The 16,645-nt window shown below is 34.9% G+C and carries 21 protein-coding genes and 1 riboswitch; of the genes, 14 read left to right on the top strand and 7 right to left on the bottom strand.

Annotated features, from left to right (window positions below; translation table 11 throughout):
* Nucleotides 1-108: 108 nt before the first annotated feature.
* Entirely contained in the window at nucleotides 109-969 is an 861-nt protein-coding gene (locus tag AC2CGR_RS03335) for a GNAT family N-acetyltransferase (protein ID WP_131101790.1), read from the top strand.
* 34 nt (nucleotides 970-1,003) lie between these two features.
* Here the strand turns inward: AC2CGR_RS03335 and AC2CGR_RS03340 are convergent, their stop codons facing one another.
* A complete protein-coding gene (locus AC2CGR_RS03340) occupies nucleotides 1,004-1,564 on the bottom strand; it encodes a cysteine hydrolase family protein (RefSeq protein ID WP_087964814.1) in 561 nt (186 codons plus the stop codon).
* A 181-nt stretch (nucleotides 1,565-1,745) separates the two neighbouring features.
* Between AC2CGR_RS03340 and AC2CGR_RS03345 the strand changes: the two genes are divergently transcribed.
* Complete coding sequence (locus tag AC2CGR_RS03345) at nucleotides 1,746-2,006, top strand: DUF6123 family protein (RefSeq protein WP_001195212.1); 261 nt, start codon at nucleotides 1,746-1,748, stop codon at nucleotides 2,004-2,006.
* A 2-nt stretch (nucleotides 2,007-2,008) separates the two neighbouring features.
* On the opposite strand, the gene AC2CGR_RS03350 is transcribed toward AC2CGR_RS03345, so the two are convergent.
* The 3 genes from AC2CGR_RS03350 to AC2CGR_RS03360 all read right to left on the bottom strand — a co-directional run bounded on the left by AC2CGR_RS03350 (nucleotide 2,009) and on the right by AC2CGR_RS03360 (nucleotide 4,257).
* Nucleotides 2,009-2,914 carry a DMT family transporter gene (locus tag AC2CGR_RS03350; RefSeq protein WP_000711157.1) on the bottom strand — a complete coding sequence of 302 codons (906 nt, stop codon included), beginning with the start codon at nucleotides 2,912-2,914 and terminating at the stop codon, nucleotides 2,009-2,011.
* Between the two features lie 13 nt (nucleotides 2,915-2,927).
* Nucleotides 2,928-3,314, bottom strand: coding sequence for a reverse transcriptase-like protein (locus AC2CGR_RS03355; protein ID WP_029440726.1), 387 nt, complete (start codon nucleotides 3,312-3,314; stop codon nucleotides 2,928-2,930).
* A gap of 70 nt (nucleotides 3,315-3,384) precedes the next feature.
* Entirely contained in the window at nucleotides 3,385-4,257 is an 873-nt protein-coding gene (locus AC2CGR_RS03360; protein WP_087964815.1) for an aldose 1-epimerase family protein, read from the bottom strand.
* A 132-nt stretch (nucleotides 4,258-4,389) separates the two neighbouring features.
* Nucleotides 4,390-4,434: riboswitch (PreQ1 riboswitch) on the top strand.
* Nucleotides 4,435-4,440: 6 nt separating this feature from the next.
* On the opposite strand from AC2CGR_RS03360, the gene AC2CGR_RS03365 reads away from it, so the two are divergent.
* The 3 genes from AC2CGR_RS03365 to AC2CGR_RS03375 all read left to right on the top strand — a co-directional run bounded on the left by AC2CGR_RS03365 (nucleotide 4,441) and on the right by AC2CGR_RS03375 (nucleotide 5,926).
* On the top strand, nucleotides 4,441-4,929 hold the full coding sequence (locus tag AC2CGR_RS03365) for a QueT transporter family protein (RefSeq protein WP_001026476.1): 489 nt from the start codon (nucleotides 4,441-4,443) through the stop codon (nucleotides 4,927-4,929).
* A gap of 148 nt (nucleotides 4,930-5,077) precedes the next feature.
* A complete protein-coding gene (locus AC2CGR_RS03370) occupies nucleotides 5,078-5,737 on the top strand; it encodes a ribonuclease H family protein (RefSeq protein ID WP_000875521.1) in 660 nt (219 codons plus the stop codon).
* A 12-nt stretch (nucleotides 5,738-5,749) separates the two neighbouring features.
* Nucleotides 5,750-5,926, top strand: a complete 177-nt coding sequence (locus AC2CGR_RS03375) for a zinc-finger domain-containing protein (RefSeq protein ID WP_000358801.1) — start codon at nucleotides 5,750-5,752, stop codon at nucleotides 5,924-5,926.
* A 33-nt stretch (nucleotides 5,927-5,959) separates the two neighbouring features.
* Here AC2CGR_RS03375 and AC2CGR_RS03380 read toward each other — a convergent pair whose 3' ends face one another.
* A complete protein-coding gene (locus AC2CGR_RS03380; protein ID WP_000534392.1) occupies nucleotides 5,960-6,208 on the bottom strand; it encodes a DUF2564 family protein in 249 nt (82 codons plus the stop codon).
* Between the two features lie 119 nt (nucleotides 6,209-6,327).
* Complete coding sequence (gene cspB, locus AC2CGR_RS03385) at nucleotides 6,328-6,525, bottom strand: cold shock-like protein CspB (protein WP_001161727.1); 198 nt, start codon at nucleotides 6,523-6,525, stop codon at nucleotides 6,328-6,330.
* Nucleotides 6,526-6,787: 262 nt separating this feature from the next.
* Between cspB and AC2CGR_RS03390 the strand changes: the two genes are divergently transcribed.
* The 8 genes from AC2CGR_RS03390 to AC2CGR_RS03425 all read left to right on the top strand — a co-directional run bounded on the left by AC2CGR_RS03390 (nucleotide 6,788) and on the right by AC2CGR_RS03425 (nucleotide 13,353).
* Nucleotides 6,788-7,516 carry a YqcI/YcgG family protein gene (locus AC2CGR_RS03390; protein WP_087964817.1) on the top strand — a complete coding sequence of 243 codons (729 nt, stop codon included), beginning with the start codon at nucleotides 6,788-6,790 and terminating at the stop codon, nucleotides 7,514-7,516.
* Nucleotides 7,517-7,654: 138 nt separating this feature from the next.
* On the top strand, nucleotides 7,655-8,287 hold the full coding sequence (locus AC2CGR_RS03395; RefSeq protein ID WP_087964997.1) for a LysE family transporter: 633 nt from the start codon (nucleotides 7,655-7,657) through the stop codon (nucleotides 8,285-8,287).
* Between the two features lie 19 nt (nucleotides 8,288-8,306).
* Nucleotides 8,307-8,600: a hypothetical protein gene (locus AC2CGR_RS03400; RefSeq protein ID WP_000286369.1), complete on the top strand. Its 294-nt coding sequence runs from the start codon at nucleotides 8,307-8,309 to the stop codon at nucleotides 8,598-8,600.
* An 82-nt stretch (nucleotides 8,601-8,682) separates the two neighbouring features.
* Nucleotides 8,683-9,312, top strand: a complete 630-nt coding sequence (locus AC2CGR_RS03405) for a sterol desaturase family protein (RefSeq protein WP_087964819.1) — start codon at nucleotides 8,683-8,685, stop codon at nucleotides 9,310-9,312.
* 247 nt (nucleotides 9,313-9,559) lie between these two features.
* Nucleotides 9,560-9,901 carry a DUF485 domain-containing protein gene (locus tag AC2CGR_RS03410; protein ID WP_000817374.1) on the top strand — a complete coding sequence of 114 codons (342 nt, stop codon included), beginning with the start codon at nucleotides 9,560-9,562 and terminating at the stop codon, nucleotides 9,899-9,901.
* Nucleotides 9,902-9,903: 2 nt separating this feature from the next.
* Entirely contained in the window at nucleotides 9,904-11,454 is a 1,551-nt protein-coding gene (locus AC2CGR_RS03415) for a solute symporter family protein (protein WP_001098253.1), read from the top strand.
* A gap of 190 nt (nucleotides 11,455-11,644) precedes the next feature.
* On the top strand, nucleotides 11,645-12,994 hold the full coding sequence (locus tag AC2CGR_RS03420) for an aspartate aminotransferase family protein (protein ID WP_270185341.1): 1,350 nt from the start codon (nucleotides 11,645-11,647) through the stop codon (nucleotides 12,992-12,994).
* 80 nt (nucleotides 12,995-13,074) lie between these two features.
* A complete protein-coding gene (locus AC2CGR_RS03425) occupies nucleotides 13,075-13,353 on the top strand; it encodes a DUF3986 family protein (RefSeq protein WP_087964825.1) in 279 nt (92 codons plus the stop codon).
* Nucleotides 13,354-13,415: 62 nt separating this feature from the next.
* Here AC2CGR_RS03425 and AC2CGR_RS03430 read toward each other — a convergent pair whose 3' ends face one another.
* On the bottom strand, nucleotides 13,416-14,579 hold the full coding sequence (locus AC2CGR_RS03430) for a cation:proton antiporter (RefSeq protein WP_000393884.1): 1,164 nt from the start codon (nucleotides 14,577-14,579) through the stop codon (nucleotides 13,416-13,418).
* A 331-nt stretch (nucleotides 14,580-14,910) separates the two neighbouring features.
* On the opposite strand from AC2CGR_RS03430, the gene AC2CGR_RS03435 reads away from it, so the two are divergent.
* Nucleotides 14,911-16,584 (top strand): ribonuclease J, encoded by a 1,674-nt coding sequence (locus AC2CGR_RS03435; protein WP_484480502.1) that lies wholly within the window; start codon nucleotides 14,911-14,913, stop codon nucleotides 16,582-16,584.
* Nucleotides 16,585-16,645 lie beyond the last annotated feature (61 nt).

A 16,645-nucleotide genomic window follows, 5' to 3' on the forward strand; every position in this document is an offset into this window, starting at 1 on the left:
TACAATATAGTCTTGGTCAAAATAGGATATGTGTGTGACAAATAAAGGGTAACATGTACAAGTTGATTTAGTAATAATGAGTTAAATGTCTAAATAAGGGGATGGAGAATGACTGGATTGAAAATAAGAGTGAAGCGTCTTAGGGAAGAACAAATAGGCGATATTGTATCATTATCTTCTTATATTGGGTGGGATTATAACAGAGAAGAAATTGAGACTATTTTTAACGCAGGGATTGTATACGGTGTTTGGAATGAGAGAGAGGAACTAATTGCTAGCGCTGCAATTATATTATATGGGGAGAAATTAGCATCTATCGGAATGGTGATTGTACATCCAGATTATAAGGGGAGAGGGATTGGAAAGATAATAACGGATGCGTGCGTTAAAAGCGTATCAGCTCATACTCCAATTATGCTGATTGCTACGGATGAAGGGAAACCTTTATATGAAAAATTAGGATTTAGGGCAGTAAGTTATGTCTCTAAATACATATGTAACTCATACAATGTGAATGATTATTGTGTAAGAAATGAAGATTATATGATGGATTATGAGGAGGGTGATTTAGAAAAAATAATAAAAATAGATGAATATGCGTTTGGAACAAATAGAAAAGAGTTTTTAAAGAAAAGAATTATGCAAAGTGAACAGTCTATCGTTGTAAAGGACAAGGAACAAAATGTATTAGGTTACGGTTTAAGCATACAAACACCAGAAAATAAAATAATAGGGCCGGTTGTTGCTAAAAATGATGCGATGGCAATGAGAATTGTACATGATTTAGCAAAAGGGCATAATGGTAAATTAAGAATTGATGTACTAGAAGGAAAGAAAGATTTCATGAAAGTATTAGAGATTACCGGTTTCAAAAAGGTTAATACACCACCAATTATGATGAAAAATAGCGGTCAGTTATTAAAAAGGAATAATGAGTTATATAGCATTGCAGCACAAATTTTTGGATGAAAAAGAATCCTTCTGGACGAAGGATTCTTTTTCGTTAATCACGATATTGATCGTGATTTGGCTGAAAGAGGTCTTCCTCGATATCCCTCACCATCGAAAAATGATCAACATTATAATGACCATGTAAAATTTTATTGTGATGACCAATAATTTGCTCTGCAGATAATACAGTAGAATCAGTTGTGGAATGACCGTTTTTAATTAATGTAACATCAAAGCCTTGTACAGTTGCTGTTCTCACAGCAGTATCAATGCAATGCTCTGTTTTACATCCACCGATAACAATATGATTAATCTTTTCTTCTTTTAAAAGTTCAAGTAAAGAAGTGCCATAGAATGCGTTTGTTGCTGCTTTATTAATAAGGACTGCAGACGGAGGTGCTTTAATTTGATTATGTACTTCAAATCCTTCCCCGCTACCAGAAGCAACATCAATATCTCTTACGAAAATAATAAGGGCATTTGCATCTATTGCCTTCTGTACGGCTGTATTTAATGTAGATAATAGTTCTGTTTTACGAAAAACTTCATTTTCTTGTTCATTTCCATCCATTAATTCTTGCTGCGCATCAATAATTAATAGTGCTTGTTTCATCGTGTCTCCCCTTTAATATGAAATAAGTTCCACTGTACATATTCCTTCATATTGTATAGAAATCCTTCATTGTAAGCGGAGTAGCGGTTGATTTACAAAGTTGTCAAATAAATTTCATTCTCATAGCGTATAAAAACATGTATGATAGGAAGTGGAGAATTTTTGAGTAGGTGGGAATAACATGCAAACAGTAGAAGATTATCTTTCATTCTTACATACGAAAGGATTTAAATTATCAGAGGAAGCACAAGGATTTATTATGTTCGGACAAGGATATACTGGTGCATCTGATGGCATTGTAAACGCAGCAATAGAAGCGACAATTAAGCATCAATTGCAGTTTGATGGCAGTTATTTTGTTGCGTTATTAGAACGATTGAAAGAAGAAGAGATTACAGATAAAAAAAGCGCTAAGGCTTTTATGCGGAAGTTACAAGCGTAACTTCACGCAGCCTGCGCTTCTTTTTTTGTTTTGGAAGGTAATTCAACAAAAACCATGCCTAGGAAAATACATAGGCATCCGATAATAGCGGAAATAGAAAGTTGTTCGTTTGCAACGAGAACGCCTGTTAAGGCAGCGAAAACGGGCTCCATTGCGAAAATAATTGCTACTCTCGTTGGAGACGTATGTTTTTGTGCTGATGTTTGAATGAAAAAAGCAATGGATGTCGCGAACAGGGAAGTTAGAAATAGAGCAAATAAAAAGGAAGAATTCGTCCATAGTGCTACTGAAAATAATTTTTCCCAATCTTCAAACAAAAAGGCGCAAATAGAAGAAAACATACCTACAGCTAATACTTGCGATGTGCTTAACAATAAAGGTGATATTTTTTTAGAGAAGAAGCCGTTAACAAGAATATGAGCAGCGAAAGCAACCGCACAACCGAGAACGAGTATATCTCCAATGTTTAATTGAAAAGAATCACCAGCTGTTAATAAGTATAAACCTGCTGTTGCTACAGCAATGCCGATTACGATAAAAATGGTAGCTTTTTGTTTTAAAAAGATAAAAGACAAAATTGGTACCATAACGATACTAAGCCCTGTCAAGAAACCTGCTTTTGAAGAAGTTGTATAAAGTAAGCCGAATGTTTGTAATACATAGCCAACGCATAAAAAGAATCCGACGGTTAATCCAGCGAGACTACTCTGTTTTATATCTTGTTTTGAAGTTTTTTTTGAGAAAATCATTTGAACGAATAATAAAATGATTCCAGCGAATAAAAAACGTATACCATTAAATGTAAATGGACCGACGAAAGACATAGCATTTTGAACGACGACAAATGTAGCTCCCCAAATAAAAGAGACAAATAATAAGGCAAGAGGAGCAATCCAATCTTTTTTCACACTCATACCCCCGTTAATTTTGTAAGATAGCTTTTCTAGCTAATTCATCAGCAACTTTATTTTGACTACTTGGAATCCACTTAATAAAAAAGAGATCGAAACTTTTTATGTACTGCAGTGCTTCCTCTAATAGTGGTGCGAACGTTTTATTTTTTGCGTATTCTTTTTCGACGGCTCTCTCGACAAGTTGCGAATCTGTACGAAAAGAGACAATGTTATAATTATGCTCCGTGCAATATTTTAATGCCGCAAGTAAAGCGTGGTATTCCGCTTCATGATTGGACATTGTCCCAAGGGGCAATGATAGTTGTACAGCTGGTTGAACCCCTTTAATAAACACACCTGCACCAGAAGGACCAGGATTTCCTTTTGATGCACCATCAATATATACTTCAATCAAAATGAGAAACCTCCAAATGATAAGATGATCCCCTACTTATATGTTTCTTTGAAGTAGGGGATAGAGTAACTTAGCCGATTGTAATACTATAACGACATGTAAATGTTTCATTCGCTTGTAAAGATTGAATTCCTTTTTTTTCCTTGAAATCTTTTGCTGGATTTACTTCATCAGCAATTCCGTACCAAGGTTCAATACATAAGAAAGGTGCATTCTCGCCTGGTGTCCATACGCCGACAAATGGGAATCCATCAAATTCTACTTTTACAAATTTATTATGTTTATGAGAACGAATAGAGATTTCGTCCGTATTCATATTTTCAAAAATAAGCGCATCATTTTTAAATAGGTCGTATGTAAGTGGCAATTCATTCGTGCTTTCAGCGATTAGTTGCTTCTTATTTGAAAGGTAAGGTCCTTCTAATACGCTCGTTTCTAAACGTTCTGAACCATTAAAAGATAGATGGTAATCTGTAAATGATTCGCCTTCTAATAACGGGAAGTTGAAACCAGGATGCGCTCCGATTGAGAAGAACATCTCTTTTGAAGTAGGATTATTCACTTCGTATGTTACATGAACGATTTGTCCGTCTAGTTCATAAGAAACGAGTAGTTCGAATTCGTATGGGTATATTTTTAATGTTTCTTCATTACTAGTAACGATATAAGTGATTTTCGTTTCACTTTGTTCTTGTACAGAGAATGTAAGATCACGAGCAAAGCCGTGTTGTGTTAAAGAATAAGCTTTACCATCTACGTAATATGTATTATCTACTAATCGCCCGACGATAGGGAATAAAATTGGTGCACGGCGTCCCCAATAAGTAGAATCACCTTGCCATAAGTATTCTGTATTGTCTTCTTTTAAGCGAACGCTTTGTAATTCTGCACCTTTGTCAGAGATGGTAACGATCACTTTTTCATTTTGAATTGTTGCAGTCATGAAGTAAAACCTCCTAAATATTTCATATACTTCATTATACGTTGTCTAAAAGAAAAAGGGTAGTTCATGGTAGGAATCTATTGACGAAAGGGGGGCTACCGCGTAAAATATAATCTTGTTGCTTAAAAAACGAATAACGTGGTTCGAAACCATCCCACGTAAAAAAACTAAGGAGATTTTGTCATGAATATTAGAACATTAGTCGGTAATGGTATTTTAGCGGCATTATATATTGCTGTTTCTATGCTTATTCAGCCATTTGGCTTTACGAATGTACAGTTTCGTATTTCAGAGATGTTTAATCATCTCGTTGTATTTAATAAGAAAGCAATTTACGGAATTGTATTAGGTGTATTTTTAACGAATCTCTTTTTCTCACCTATGATCGCTTACGATTTAGTATTTGGAGTAGGGCAATCTATTCTTGCATTAGTTGCAACGATTATTTCTATGCGATTTATTAAAGGTGTTTGGGCTCGTATGATTTTTAATACAGTTATCTTTACAATTACAATGTTTATGATTGCAATTGAACTTCATCTTGCATTGGGTTTACCATTTATGTTGTCTTGGTTAACATGTGCAGTCGGTGAATTTGTTGTCATGGCGATTGGTATGCCTGTAATGTACTGGATTAATAAGCGAGTACAATTTGAAAGATTTATGCAATAGATGAAAGAGCTATTCCTATAAGGATAGCTCTTTTTGTATGTAATCACATTGAATATAATGCTGTGACTATTGATAAAATATAATAAAATAAGGTGAGGCTTTCATTAGCTGGCTACATATAAGAAGTCTTATATAAGGGGAATCTAGTATGAAATATAAAATTCATTGGTTGTATAAAACAAAGCGCGGTTTGCAGACGGACTTAACGACAGATTATATGAACATAGAAGAAGTACTTCAATTTGCAGAGGATTTTGAGAAAACGGGTAGGGTGAAAGAACTACTATTTTACGATGAAATGGATGCCGAATGGTCATTAAAGGAAATGAAAAAGCTGAATAAACAAGTGGAGGAAGAAGCCCAAGAAATACTCGTTTATTTTGATGGTGGTTATGATGTGCAGACGAAAGAAGCTGGAGTAGGTATATGTGTGTACTATAAAAAAGGAAATAAAAACTACCGAATTCGCCGCAACGCATATATAGAAGGTATATATGATAATAATGAAGCGGAATATGCATCACTATTATATAGTATGAATATACTCGAGGAATTAGGGATTAAGTATGAAGCAGTTACACTCCGCGGGGATTCTCAAGTCGTATTGCAACAATTGGCCGGGGAATGGCCTTGCTATGATGAACATTTAAATCATTATTTAGACCAAATTGAACAAAAAGCGAAGCAAATGAAATTGAAACTTGTATGTGAACCAATCTCTAGAAAACAAAATAAAGAAGCACATCAATTAGCAACGCAAGCATTAGAAGGAACAGTTATTGATAGTCATAAAGAAATAACCGAATAGAGAGGTGCAAAGGTGGATAAAAAGCAACTCATTACAGAGGTAAATGACTTATTAGAAACGTATTGTGAAGGGTGTTTTTTGCGAGAACATAATCGAAAAACAAATAGTAAATATTACGCTCATTCATTTTGTATCAGGCAATGTACAGTTGGAGAAACATTGAAAAAGTATGGGGAACAGTTGTCATGAAAAAACATCCAGAGAAAATTCTCTGGATGTTTTTTAGTGTCTTGCTTCGTTTAGTTGATGCTCACATTTATTTAATTTCTTTTCTTCATTCATTAAAAATGGCTCATCTAAATCCGTTGCAACAGATTTCATAATTTCAAGCTGAGAGCGAGCAGCTTCTACAGCAGTAGTAGCATGCTCTAATGTATCTGGATCCATTGAAATTGTCGCTGATCCTACCATTTTTTGTGCTGTTTCTACACGGAATTTCACTTCTTCAAAATCATTTACTTCTGATCCCATTAATAATTCCTCCTTTGTATAATGCGCATTTCACATAGTTTTTGCTCTGTAAAACGGAAATATACAAAGGAATAACAAAGGAGGTTACCAAGTAAGGTAACCTCCTTTTATATGTTGGATTAAAGTTTTACTACGTTAGCAGCTTGAGGTCCACGGTTTCCTTCAGTGATATCGAAAGATACTTCTTGACCTTCTTCTAAAGCTTTGTAGCCTTCGCCTTGAATAGCAGAGAAATGTACGAATACATCGTCAGCGCCTTCAATTTCGATAAATCCAAAACCTTTTTCGTTGTTAAACCATTTTACTTTTCCTTGCATGCTACAATTCCTCCTAAAAACAATTCCTTTTTTCATTTAGTGAACTTCATTTGAAAAGATAATATAAACTAAAAATGCTATAATCTTGAATATTCTGCTAAATGATTAATTTAAATATACACGAATTGGGAGAATTTAGTCAAGTAAGCGATTTTATTTTTTTGTATTTTTAAATAATTTTTTAGCCGAATTTTTTATAGGTATAGGACAGGCCGAGTATGTAATAGTCTTAATTGAACGCTATACATAATGAGGTGAAAGAATGAATGAGTCTTATTTATTAGATAATGAAGGAATGAGAACGAGAAACGACATACCGAATTGGGTTGCAAAAGAATTTCAAAATTTTTCGAGTGTTGTGCTAGAACCAACTTTCCCGTGCTATTTCGGCTTAACAGCTTTGAAAAAGAACGAACTTCGTTATTCGTTTCTCTCTCATAATGATTGGAGTCATTTACCACATACAATGTTATCTTTTTTAGAATTAATGAAAGAGCGACCAATTGTAAGGAGAGGCTTTTTTCTTTTTGTAGAACCAGAATGTGAGGAGCAATCACTGGAATATTACCGTGATTACTTTTGGAAAGTACTACAATATTTACATGAAAACGATAAACAAACATGGCCAAAGCAAATTCCTGAAGACCCAGACCATTACTTATGGGAATTTTCATTTGGCGGGGAACCGATATTCGCATTTGGAAATGCACCAGCTTATAAACAACGAAAAACTAGGCATTTAGGAAATTCTCTCGTTATTGGATTTCAGCCACGTACTATATTTGATGGGTTAGAAGGAGATCGTCCTAAAGGGGCATATTCTAGACAAACAGTCCGCGAGCGAGTTGAAAAGTGGGATCAGCTGCCGAAACATCCTAATATTAGTCATTATGGTGACCCGGATCATCGTGAATGGAAACAATACTTTATAGGAGACGATATAGAACCGATAAAAGGAAAATGTCCTTTTCTTCATAAGATAGAAAAGTAAGAGCCATCATCTGGATGGCTCTTTTGCATATTTTGGATAAAAAAGGGTATTTTAGTAGTACATATTTTGATGAAAGCTAGTCTATTTTTAATCATTACATCATTACTTAATAGTAAAGGAAGTAGAAAGGATAGAGTGATGTTTGGAGCGATTATACAACAAATTGTATTAGGTATTTCATTAGCTGCGCCAGTAGGTCCGATTAATATTGAAATGTTAAAACGAGGAATTGAACGAGGTTTTTGGCATGCGTGGGTTGTTGGAATTGGTGGAATGACAGCAGATATTTTGTTTATGCTTCTCATCTATTTCGGTTTATCTTCTGTGTTTATGTATACATATGTACAAGCTTTTATGTATTGCACAGGGTTTTTCTTATTATTTTATTTAGGATTTCAAAGTGTAAAACAAGGAATTTCTCAATGGAATATGGAATATAAAAAGGAAGAGGTAGGCGGCCTTAAACAATCGTTTATGGCAGGTTTTTTAATTGCAATATCCAATCCATTAAATCTTGTTTTTTGGTTTGGTATATACGGAAGTACACTTAGCTCATTGCTTACGAAGGTAACGAAACAAGAAGCCTTTTTGTACAGTCTTTGTATTATCGTTGGTATTATTTTATGGAATTTAAATATTGCTTTTTCTGTCCATTTTGGCAGAACTTTATTAAAGCAAAAAGCTCTTGGCTATATAACAGCCGGAGCAGGTATTATTCTAGTAGGATATTCTATCCATTTTGCATACAAAGCTTTACAGTTGTTCACATAAGATTGAAGGGGAGATTTTTATGTATCGAACCACTATTGACGGAAAAGAAATCATTATTACGTTAGCACCAAAAATCAGAAAAGAAATTACTGATAGAAATCCACTATATGAAGCGGTATTTCATAATGCAGCAAGATTACTACAAACAACGCAACCAACGTTTGCGGTAAATCATGAAATATTTGGGCTTATTATTGGAGAGGTACAAAGAGGAGAAGTAACAGTGTTTGCAGTGGAACATATTATTCCGAAGCAAAATATATTTGGACCGAACAATTTTTTCTCGACAATAGAGCAACAGGCAAATTTGTAAAGCGTATAGAATAAGATATAGAAAAGAAATAGTCGTAACGATATGTTGCGACTGTTTTTTTGAAAAGGGGGGGGGAAGGAAGATGAAGAGAGTGGGGAAAGAGTTCTTTTTACAACATGATATCGTTATTATGTATAGTATTTTATTTGTTTTTATCATTATTTTAAAAATGCAATTTTTCACATGGTTTGGTTTGTTAGCATGTTTGTTTGGGATTATTTTTTATACGCTAAACGAATATATGACACACCGGTTTTTATTTCACTTAAAACCACCTAAAAACGTATTTTTATTAAAAATGCTAAGAAGATTACATTATGACCATCACGTATATCCAGATGATCTAAAACTTTTATTTTTGCCTGTATGGTTTAGTATACCGAGCTTTACTATATATTTACTTATATCATACGTGATAACAAAAAGTGTTACTATTACACTTTCATTCGGAATTGGAATGATTATCATGCTTCTCGTTTATGAATGGAAACATTATATTGCACATAAGCCAATTCGTCCCGTTACTAAGTTTGGAAGATGGCTAAAAAAACAGCACATATTACACCATTATAAAAATGAAAAGTTTTGGTTTGGTGTTTCAAATCCAGTATTCGATTTCATATTTGGAACGCTTAAAGATGGAAAAGATGTTGAATTAAGTGAAACAGCTCGTAATCTAGAAAAAGAGAAAAAAACAGAAGTAGTGCGATAAGCGCTACTTTTTTATTTTGTTATAACGAGTATGAAAGCTTCACTGATACGGGATTGAAGTGCGTAAATTGTATGTTGAAAAAGTATATTAAAAACTTAGGGAAAATTGCCGAAAAATGTCTATCGAAAAATCTTTGCAGGAATGTACGGATTGTCTAAAATGAAAATAAGTTTCTGAATATTTATAAAATTTAGTCTTTAGGTATACAAGGGGGAATTGTATTTCTAGTAAGAGAGGGGATCAGAGAATGAAACGAGATGATACGTCAGCACGTAAGTTGCAAAATGAGGTGAATTATACAGAGGTTGTTCAGTCAGAAGAATTTCAATTGTTATTAAATACGAAAAAGAAGTTTATCGTTCCAATGAGTATTTTCTTTTTAAGCTTTTTTATTGCGTTACCTATTTTAACATCGTATTCAAAGGTACTCAATACACCGGCATTTGGTGATGTGACGTGGGCGTGGATATTTGCTTTTGCACAATTTATCATGACGTGGTCATTATGTATGATTTATAGCAAAAAAGCTGAATCCTTTGATAAAATCTCACAAAACATTCTGCAAGAGATGCAAAAAGGGAGGGGCTGACTTTGAATACAACCGCTTTTGCATTATTTTTAATCATTGTCCTTGGTACACTCGTTATAACTTATTTTGCATCGAAGAAAACGAAAAATGCGAGTGAGTTTTATACAGCTGGAGGGGGATTAACTGGTTGGCAAAATGGTCTGGCCATTGCGGGAGATTATATGTCTGCTGCGTCTTTTCTTGGTATAGCGGGAGCGATCGCGTTAACTGGGTTTGATGGTTTCTTTTATAGTATCGGTTTCTTAGTTGCTTATTTAGTTGTACTATACTTAGTTGCAGAGCCGCTTAGAAATTTGGGGAAATACACATTAGCAGATATGATTGCGGCCCGTTTTGATGCGAAAAAAGTTCGCGGAGTTGCAGCGCTAAATACGATGACGATATCCATTTTCTATATGATTGCACAATTAGTTGGTGCAGGTGCACTTATTAAATTATTATTAGGAATCGAATATACAACATCTGTATTAATCGTTGGTACACTTATGACTGTGTATGTTATTTTTGGCGGAATGACTGCGACGAGCTGGGTACAAATTGTTAAGGCTGTACTACTTATGGCTGGTACATTTATTATTTCTGTTATCGTTTTCGCTAAATTTAATTTCAGTGTGACGGAAATGTTCGCGCAAATGAAAACAGCTACTCCGTTAAAAGAGTCGTTTTTAAATCCCGGTGTAAAGTATAAAGATGGTCTTGATACGCTATCTTTAAATTTAGGACTAGTCCTTGGTACAGCAGGGTTACCACATATTCTTGTCCGCTTTTTTACAGTACGTGATGCAAAAACGGCACGTCAATCTGTTGTATATGCGACATGGTTAATTGGCGCGTTTTATATTATGACGATTTTCTTAGGGTTTGGGGCAGCGGCGTTTGTAGGAAATGAGGCAATTATGAAAGCAAATCCAGCTGGTAATATGGCAGCACCTTTATTAGCGAAAGCATTGGGTGGAGATTTCTTATTTGCTTTCGTATCAGCCATTGCCTTTGCAACGATTTTAGCTGTAGTGGCAGGCCTTGTATTAACAGCAGCATCCGCATTCGCACATGATTTTTATAATGAAATTATCCGTAAGGGGAAATCAACGGAAAAAGAGCAAGTATCCATGGCCCGTTATGCGTCTATTGGAGTAGCTGTATTGTCTATTATACTAGCGTTATTTGCTCAAACATTGAACGTAGCATTTTTAGTTTCGTTAGCATTTGCAGTTGCAGCGAGTGCAAACTTGCCAGTTATATTATTCACAATATATTGGAAGCGCTTCAATACGACGGGTGCCATCTCTGGTATGATTGTTGGTCTTGTATCAGCTATTGTTCTCGTAGCGTTAAGCCCGAATGTATGGAACCCTGTAGCTGGAAAAGCTATATTTGTTGGGGAAGCGATATTCCCATATACGACACCTGGAATTATTTCGATTCCGCTCGGATTTCTTGCAGCATATTTAGGAACTGTTTTATCTAGTAAGAAAGAAGATGCAGCGAAATTTGATGAAATTCTTGTGAAATCTAATACTGGTCATGGTATTAGTGACGCGTCTTCACATTAAAAAAGAGGAGCTTTTCGATAGATAAGAAAAGCTCCTTTTTCTTTTGTCATTTTCTTGTAAATAATACTGCTTTGTAAGTAGGATTTGTCTTAATTTTGTGGAATGAAAATAAGCAGGGAGAAATTTAAATCATCATGGTACCAGCGCAGCTTTTGTGAAAAATAAGTTGTTATGGAAGGTGGAAGAAATGATGAAAACGAAACAGACTGATGAATTATTAGCAAAAGATGAGCAATATGTTTGGCACGGAATGCGTCCCTTTAGTCCAAATAGTACAATGGTAGGGGCAAAAGCAGAAGGGTGCTGGGTTGAAGATATACAGGGAAAAAGATATTTAGATGGTATGAGTGGTCTTTGGTGTGTAAATAGTGGATATGGCAGAAAAGAGCTCGCAGAGGCGGCATATAAGCAATTACAAACATTATCCTACTTTCCGATGTCACAATCTCATGAACCGGCTATACAGCTTGCAGAAAAATTAAATGAGTGGCTTGGAGGAGAGTATGTTATTTTCTTCTCTAATAGTGGTTCGGAAGCGAACGAAACAGCTTTTAAAATAGCAAGACAATACTATGCACAAAAAGGTGAACCGCATCGTTATAAATTTATGTCACGTTACCGGGGGTATCATGGAAATACAATGGCAACGATGGCAGCGACGGGGCAAGCACAGCGTAGATATCAATATGAGCCATTTGCTTCAGGCTTTTTACATGTAACGCCGCCAGATTGTTATCGTATGCCTGGAATAGAAAGAGAGAACATTTATGATGTAGAATGTGTAAAAGAAGTAGATCGCGTTATGACATGGGAATTAAGTGAAACGATTGCAGCTTTTATTATGGAACCAATTATTACGGGCGGAGGCATTTTAATGCCACCACAAGACTATATGAAAGCCGTTCATGAAACGTGTCAAAAACACGGTGCCTTGCTCATTAGCGATGAAGTAATTTGCGGTTTTGGACGTACAGGGAAGGCATTTGGATTTATGAATTATGATGTGAAACCAGATATTATTACAATGGCAAAAGGGATTACGAGTGCATATTTACCATTATCAGCAACAGCTGTGAAAAAAGAAATATATGAAGCATTTAAAGGAAAGGGAGAATATGAATTTTTCCGCCACATTAATACATTCGGTGGAAATCCTGCAGCTTGTGCATTAGCACTTAAAAACTTAGAAATTATGGAAAATGAAAATTTAATTGAGCGATCTGCACAAATGGGTTCTCTTTTATTAGAGCAATTAAAAGAAGAAATTGGGGAGCATCCACTTGTTGGGAATATTAGAGGAAAAGGTCTATTAGTTGGAATTGAACTAGTAAATGATAAAGAAACGAAAGAGCCAATTGATAACGACAAAATTGCAAGTGTTGTAAATGCTTGTAAAGAAAAAGGGTTAATTATAGGACGAAACGGTATGACAACAGCAGGGTATAATAACGTTTTAACATTAGCACCACCGCTTGTTATTTCAAGTGAAGAAATTGCCTTTGTTGTTGGAACGTTGAAGACAGCGATGGAACGCATTTAATGAAAAGCGAGCTGTATATTACAGCTCGCTTTTGTTTATTATGTGAAATATGATACGTTTTCAAAGGGAGGAGAATTATTATGAAGAAATATGATTCTAGTCAACATTATCACATCGGATATTATGAAGATGGACATGATTTAGAAGTAACGGCGTATAAGAGAATAAATGAGCCGGTTTGGGATGCTTATATTCCGCACTACGAGGTGGACGATTTTTATAAGAAAGTGGAGGAAATGAAGCTAGGTGAATATATAGATGATTACGGCATTATGGTGTATTCATTTCGTAATGATATGGATGATGACGAAGTACGAACTATGTTTGAAAACTGGTTAAAAACGAATGGAATTGTTTAAAGATGAAACAAAAAGGAGATTGCTATCTTATAAGATAGCAATCTCCTTTTATTATATGAAACTTATTTACTTGCTTTCATTGCTTTATCTTTTGCACCAAAAGTGTATTTTAACATTGGTGGTGTAATCATTGTAGTTAAAATAACGACAATAACGATAGCTGTAAAGTAATCTTGTGCTAGTAGACCTGAAGAAAGTCCTGTTCCTGCGATGATAAGTGCAACTTCACCACGGGAAACCATTCCAGCACCGATAATCGCAGAAGACTTAGCGTCAAATCCAGTCATTCGTGCACCGAATCCACATCCGATTAGTTTCGTTAATACAGCGATTACTGTTAATGCTAGGATGAACCAAATTTGATTGCCAATGCCGTCAAATGTAATATTCATACCGATACTTACGAAGAACACTGGAACGAACATAGCGTAAGCGATTGGTTCTACTTTCTTTTCTACCTCATGTTTGTAGTTTGTTTGAGAAATAGCGATACCAGCTGCGAAAGCACCGATAATACCAGCAATTCCTAATAGTTCGCCGAAATATGCGAATGAGAAACAGATGATAAGAGCCGCGCTTACGATAGACTCAGATACGCGTAGTGGTGATAACCAGCGCATAATCGCGGGAACACCTTTCCATCCAATTAAAATAATAGAAGCGAAGAATACAACTTTCTTCAAGATAACCATTGTTAAGTTAACATCGTCTGTACCTAAGAAGCTCATTGCAAATGCTAATAAAATAACGACAAGAATGTCATCAAATACAGCTGCGCCCAGCATAGTTGTACTTTCACGTGTTTTCATCTTTCCTAAATCGCGAAGTGTTTGTACGGAAATACTAACACTTGTCGCACATAGAAGTAATCCTAAAAATACAGCATTTCCTTGTTCCATTCCCATAACAAGACCAGAAACGTAACCACCTACGAATGGAAGAATGATACCTCCAAGTGCAACAGCTAAAGAAGAATTACGATTTGCGTTTAATTCATCTAAGTCTGTTTCAAGTCCGGCCATAAACATTAAAAGAATAACACCGACATTACTTAATTGTGTTAGAAGCTCTGAATTTTCAATCCACCCTAATACAGCTGGACCGATAACGATACCGACAATTAATTTACCTAGTACAGAAGGTTGACCTAATCTAACACTAAGATCACCAGCAAGCTTTGTACTTAATAAAATAAGTGCAATTTGAAAGAAAAATTCGAATTCCATCGGATCCTCTCCTCATCATTTTTATTTTTATCATACGATTTCTCGGAATTTGCCTAATGAAAATATGTAAAACCCATTAAACAAAGGGTCTAGTTACAAGTTCTTTTGAACTCGTAATTTGAACCTGTAATTAATATATAATAGATTTTACAAAAAATCAATGAAAAAATGGGGGCTTTTTTAGAGGGAACCTGTGTTATAGAGGATATAGGTATAAAAGTAGCGTGTGAATTTTATATGTATGAAATAGTATGAAGTCCTTTTTCATTACGAATAATAAAGCCTAAATACTATTTCACGAGTTATAACTGTGAAAGGGAGGGTTTATAGTTTGAATTCATTAAAAAACAACGTGTCTATTGTTGCTTTAGGTGGAGTAAATGAAATAGGGAAAAATATGTATGTTATTCAATCTGAAAATGATATTGTCGTTATTGACTGTGGATCAAAATTTCCAGATGAAAGTTTATTAGGAATTGATTTAATCATTCCAGATGTCACATACTTGCAAGAAAATAAAGAAAAAATTCGCGGATTAGTAGTGACGCATGGACATGAAGACCATATTGGCGGAATACCATATTTTTTAAAACAACTAAACGTACCAATCTATGCGACGAAGTTAACGTTAGGTTTAATTGAAATTAAATTAAAGGAACATAACCTTCAAGATGATACAGAATTAATCGTTATTCATTCAGAATCAGAAATTGATTTTGGTGCTATCAAGACAACTTTTTTTAAAACGAATCATAGTATTCCAGATTGCCTCGGTATCGTTTTTCATACACCAGAAGGTACTATAGTACATACAGGTGATTTTAAATTTGATTTAACACCAGTTAATAATCAACATCCTGATATTCATAAAATGGCTAAAATAGGTAGTGAAGGTGTATTAGCTTTAATATCGGAAAGTACAAATGCAGAACGACCTGGCTTTACCCCGTCAGAAAGGTCGGTAGGGGAACGGATAGAGGAAATATTTATGAAAGCAAATAGGAAAGTGATTATTTCTACTTTTGCTTCTAATGTGAATCGTGTTCAGCAAATAGTTGAAGCTTGTATAAAAACAAATCGAAAACTGGCTTTGCTCGGGAGAAGTATGGTAAATGTAGTAGAAGTTGCTCTAGAGAAAGGGTATCTAAATATTCCAGATGGTATGTTAATTGAAGCAAATGAGGTAAATCGTTTAGATCCAAAGCAGGTAGCAATCCTTTGTACAGGAAGCCAAGGAGAACCAATGGCAGCTTTAGCGCGTTTAGCTAGTGGAAACTATAGGCAAGTGGATGTTTTGCCAGAAGATACGGTTATTATAGCCGCAACTCCTATTCCAGGAAATGAACGTAACGTTTCACGAATTATAGATAATTTATTTGCATTAGGAGCAAGAGTGATTTACGGATCAGGCAGTTCTACTGGAGTCCATGTATCTGGTCATGCATATCAAGAAGAATTAAAGTTAATGCTCACATTAATGAAGCCAAAATATTTTATCCCAATTCATGGAGAATTTAGAATGCTACATCACCATAGTTTGTTAGCAGAATCAATTGGTGTTGAAAAAGAGAATATCTTTATCGTTCGTAATGGAGATGTTGTAGATATAAGTAATCAAGTGGCAATACAATCGAGAAAAATACAAGCAGGAAATATATATGTAGATGGATTAGGAATTGGTGATGTTGGAAATGCATTATTACGTGATCGAAAACAACTTTCAGAAGATGGAATGCTCGTTATAGTTATTACTTTTAATAAAGTAGATGGAGAAATTATTTCCGGTCCTGATATTATTTCTCGTGGATTTGTCTATGTTCGTGATTCAGAAGAATTTTTGAAGGAATTAAATAAATTAGCTGTTATTACGATTAATAATGTAAAGAAAGAGAAAGTGAATAGCTGGGGTATCTTGAAAAGAGAAGTAAGAGAAGCTTTAGGGAAGTATATATATACGAGTACGAAAAGAAAACCGATGATTCTTCCAATAATTATAGAGGTGTAATAATGAATAAAAAGAATTCTCTTATAGGAATTCTTTTTTGTTTTGAAAACAGAATGAACAT

It is taken from the genome of Bacillus sp. LSHTCR4 (genome assembly GCF_057197025.1).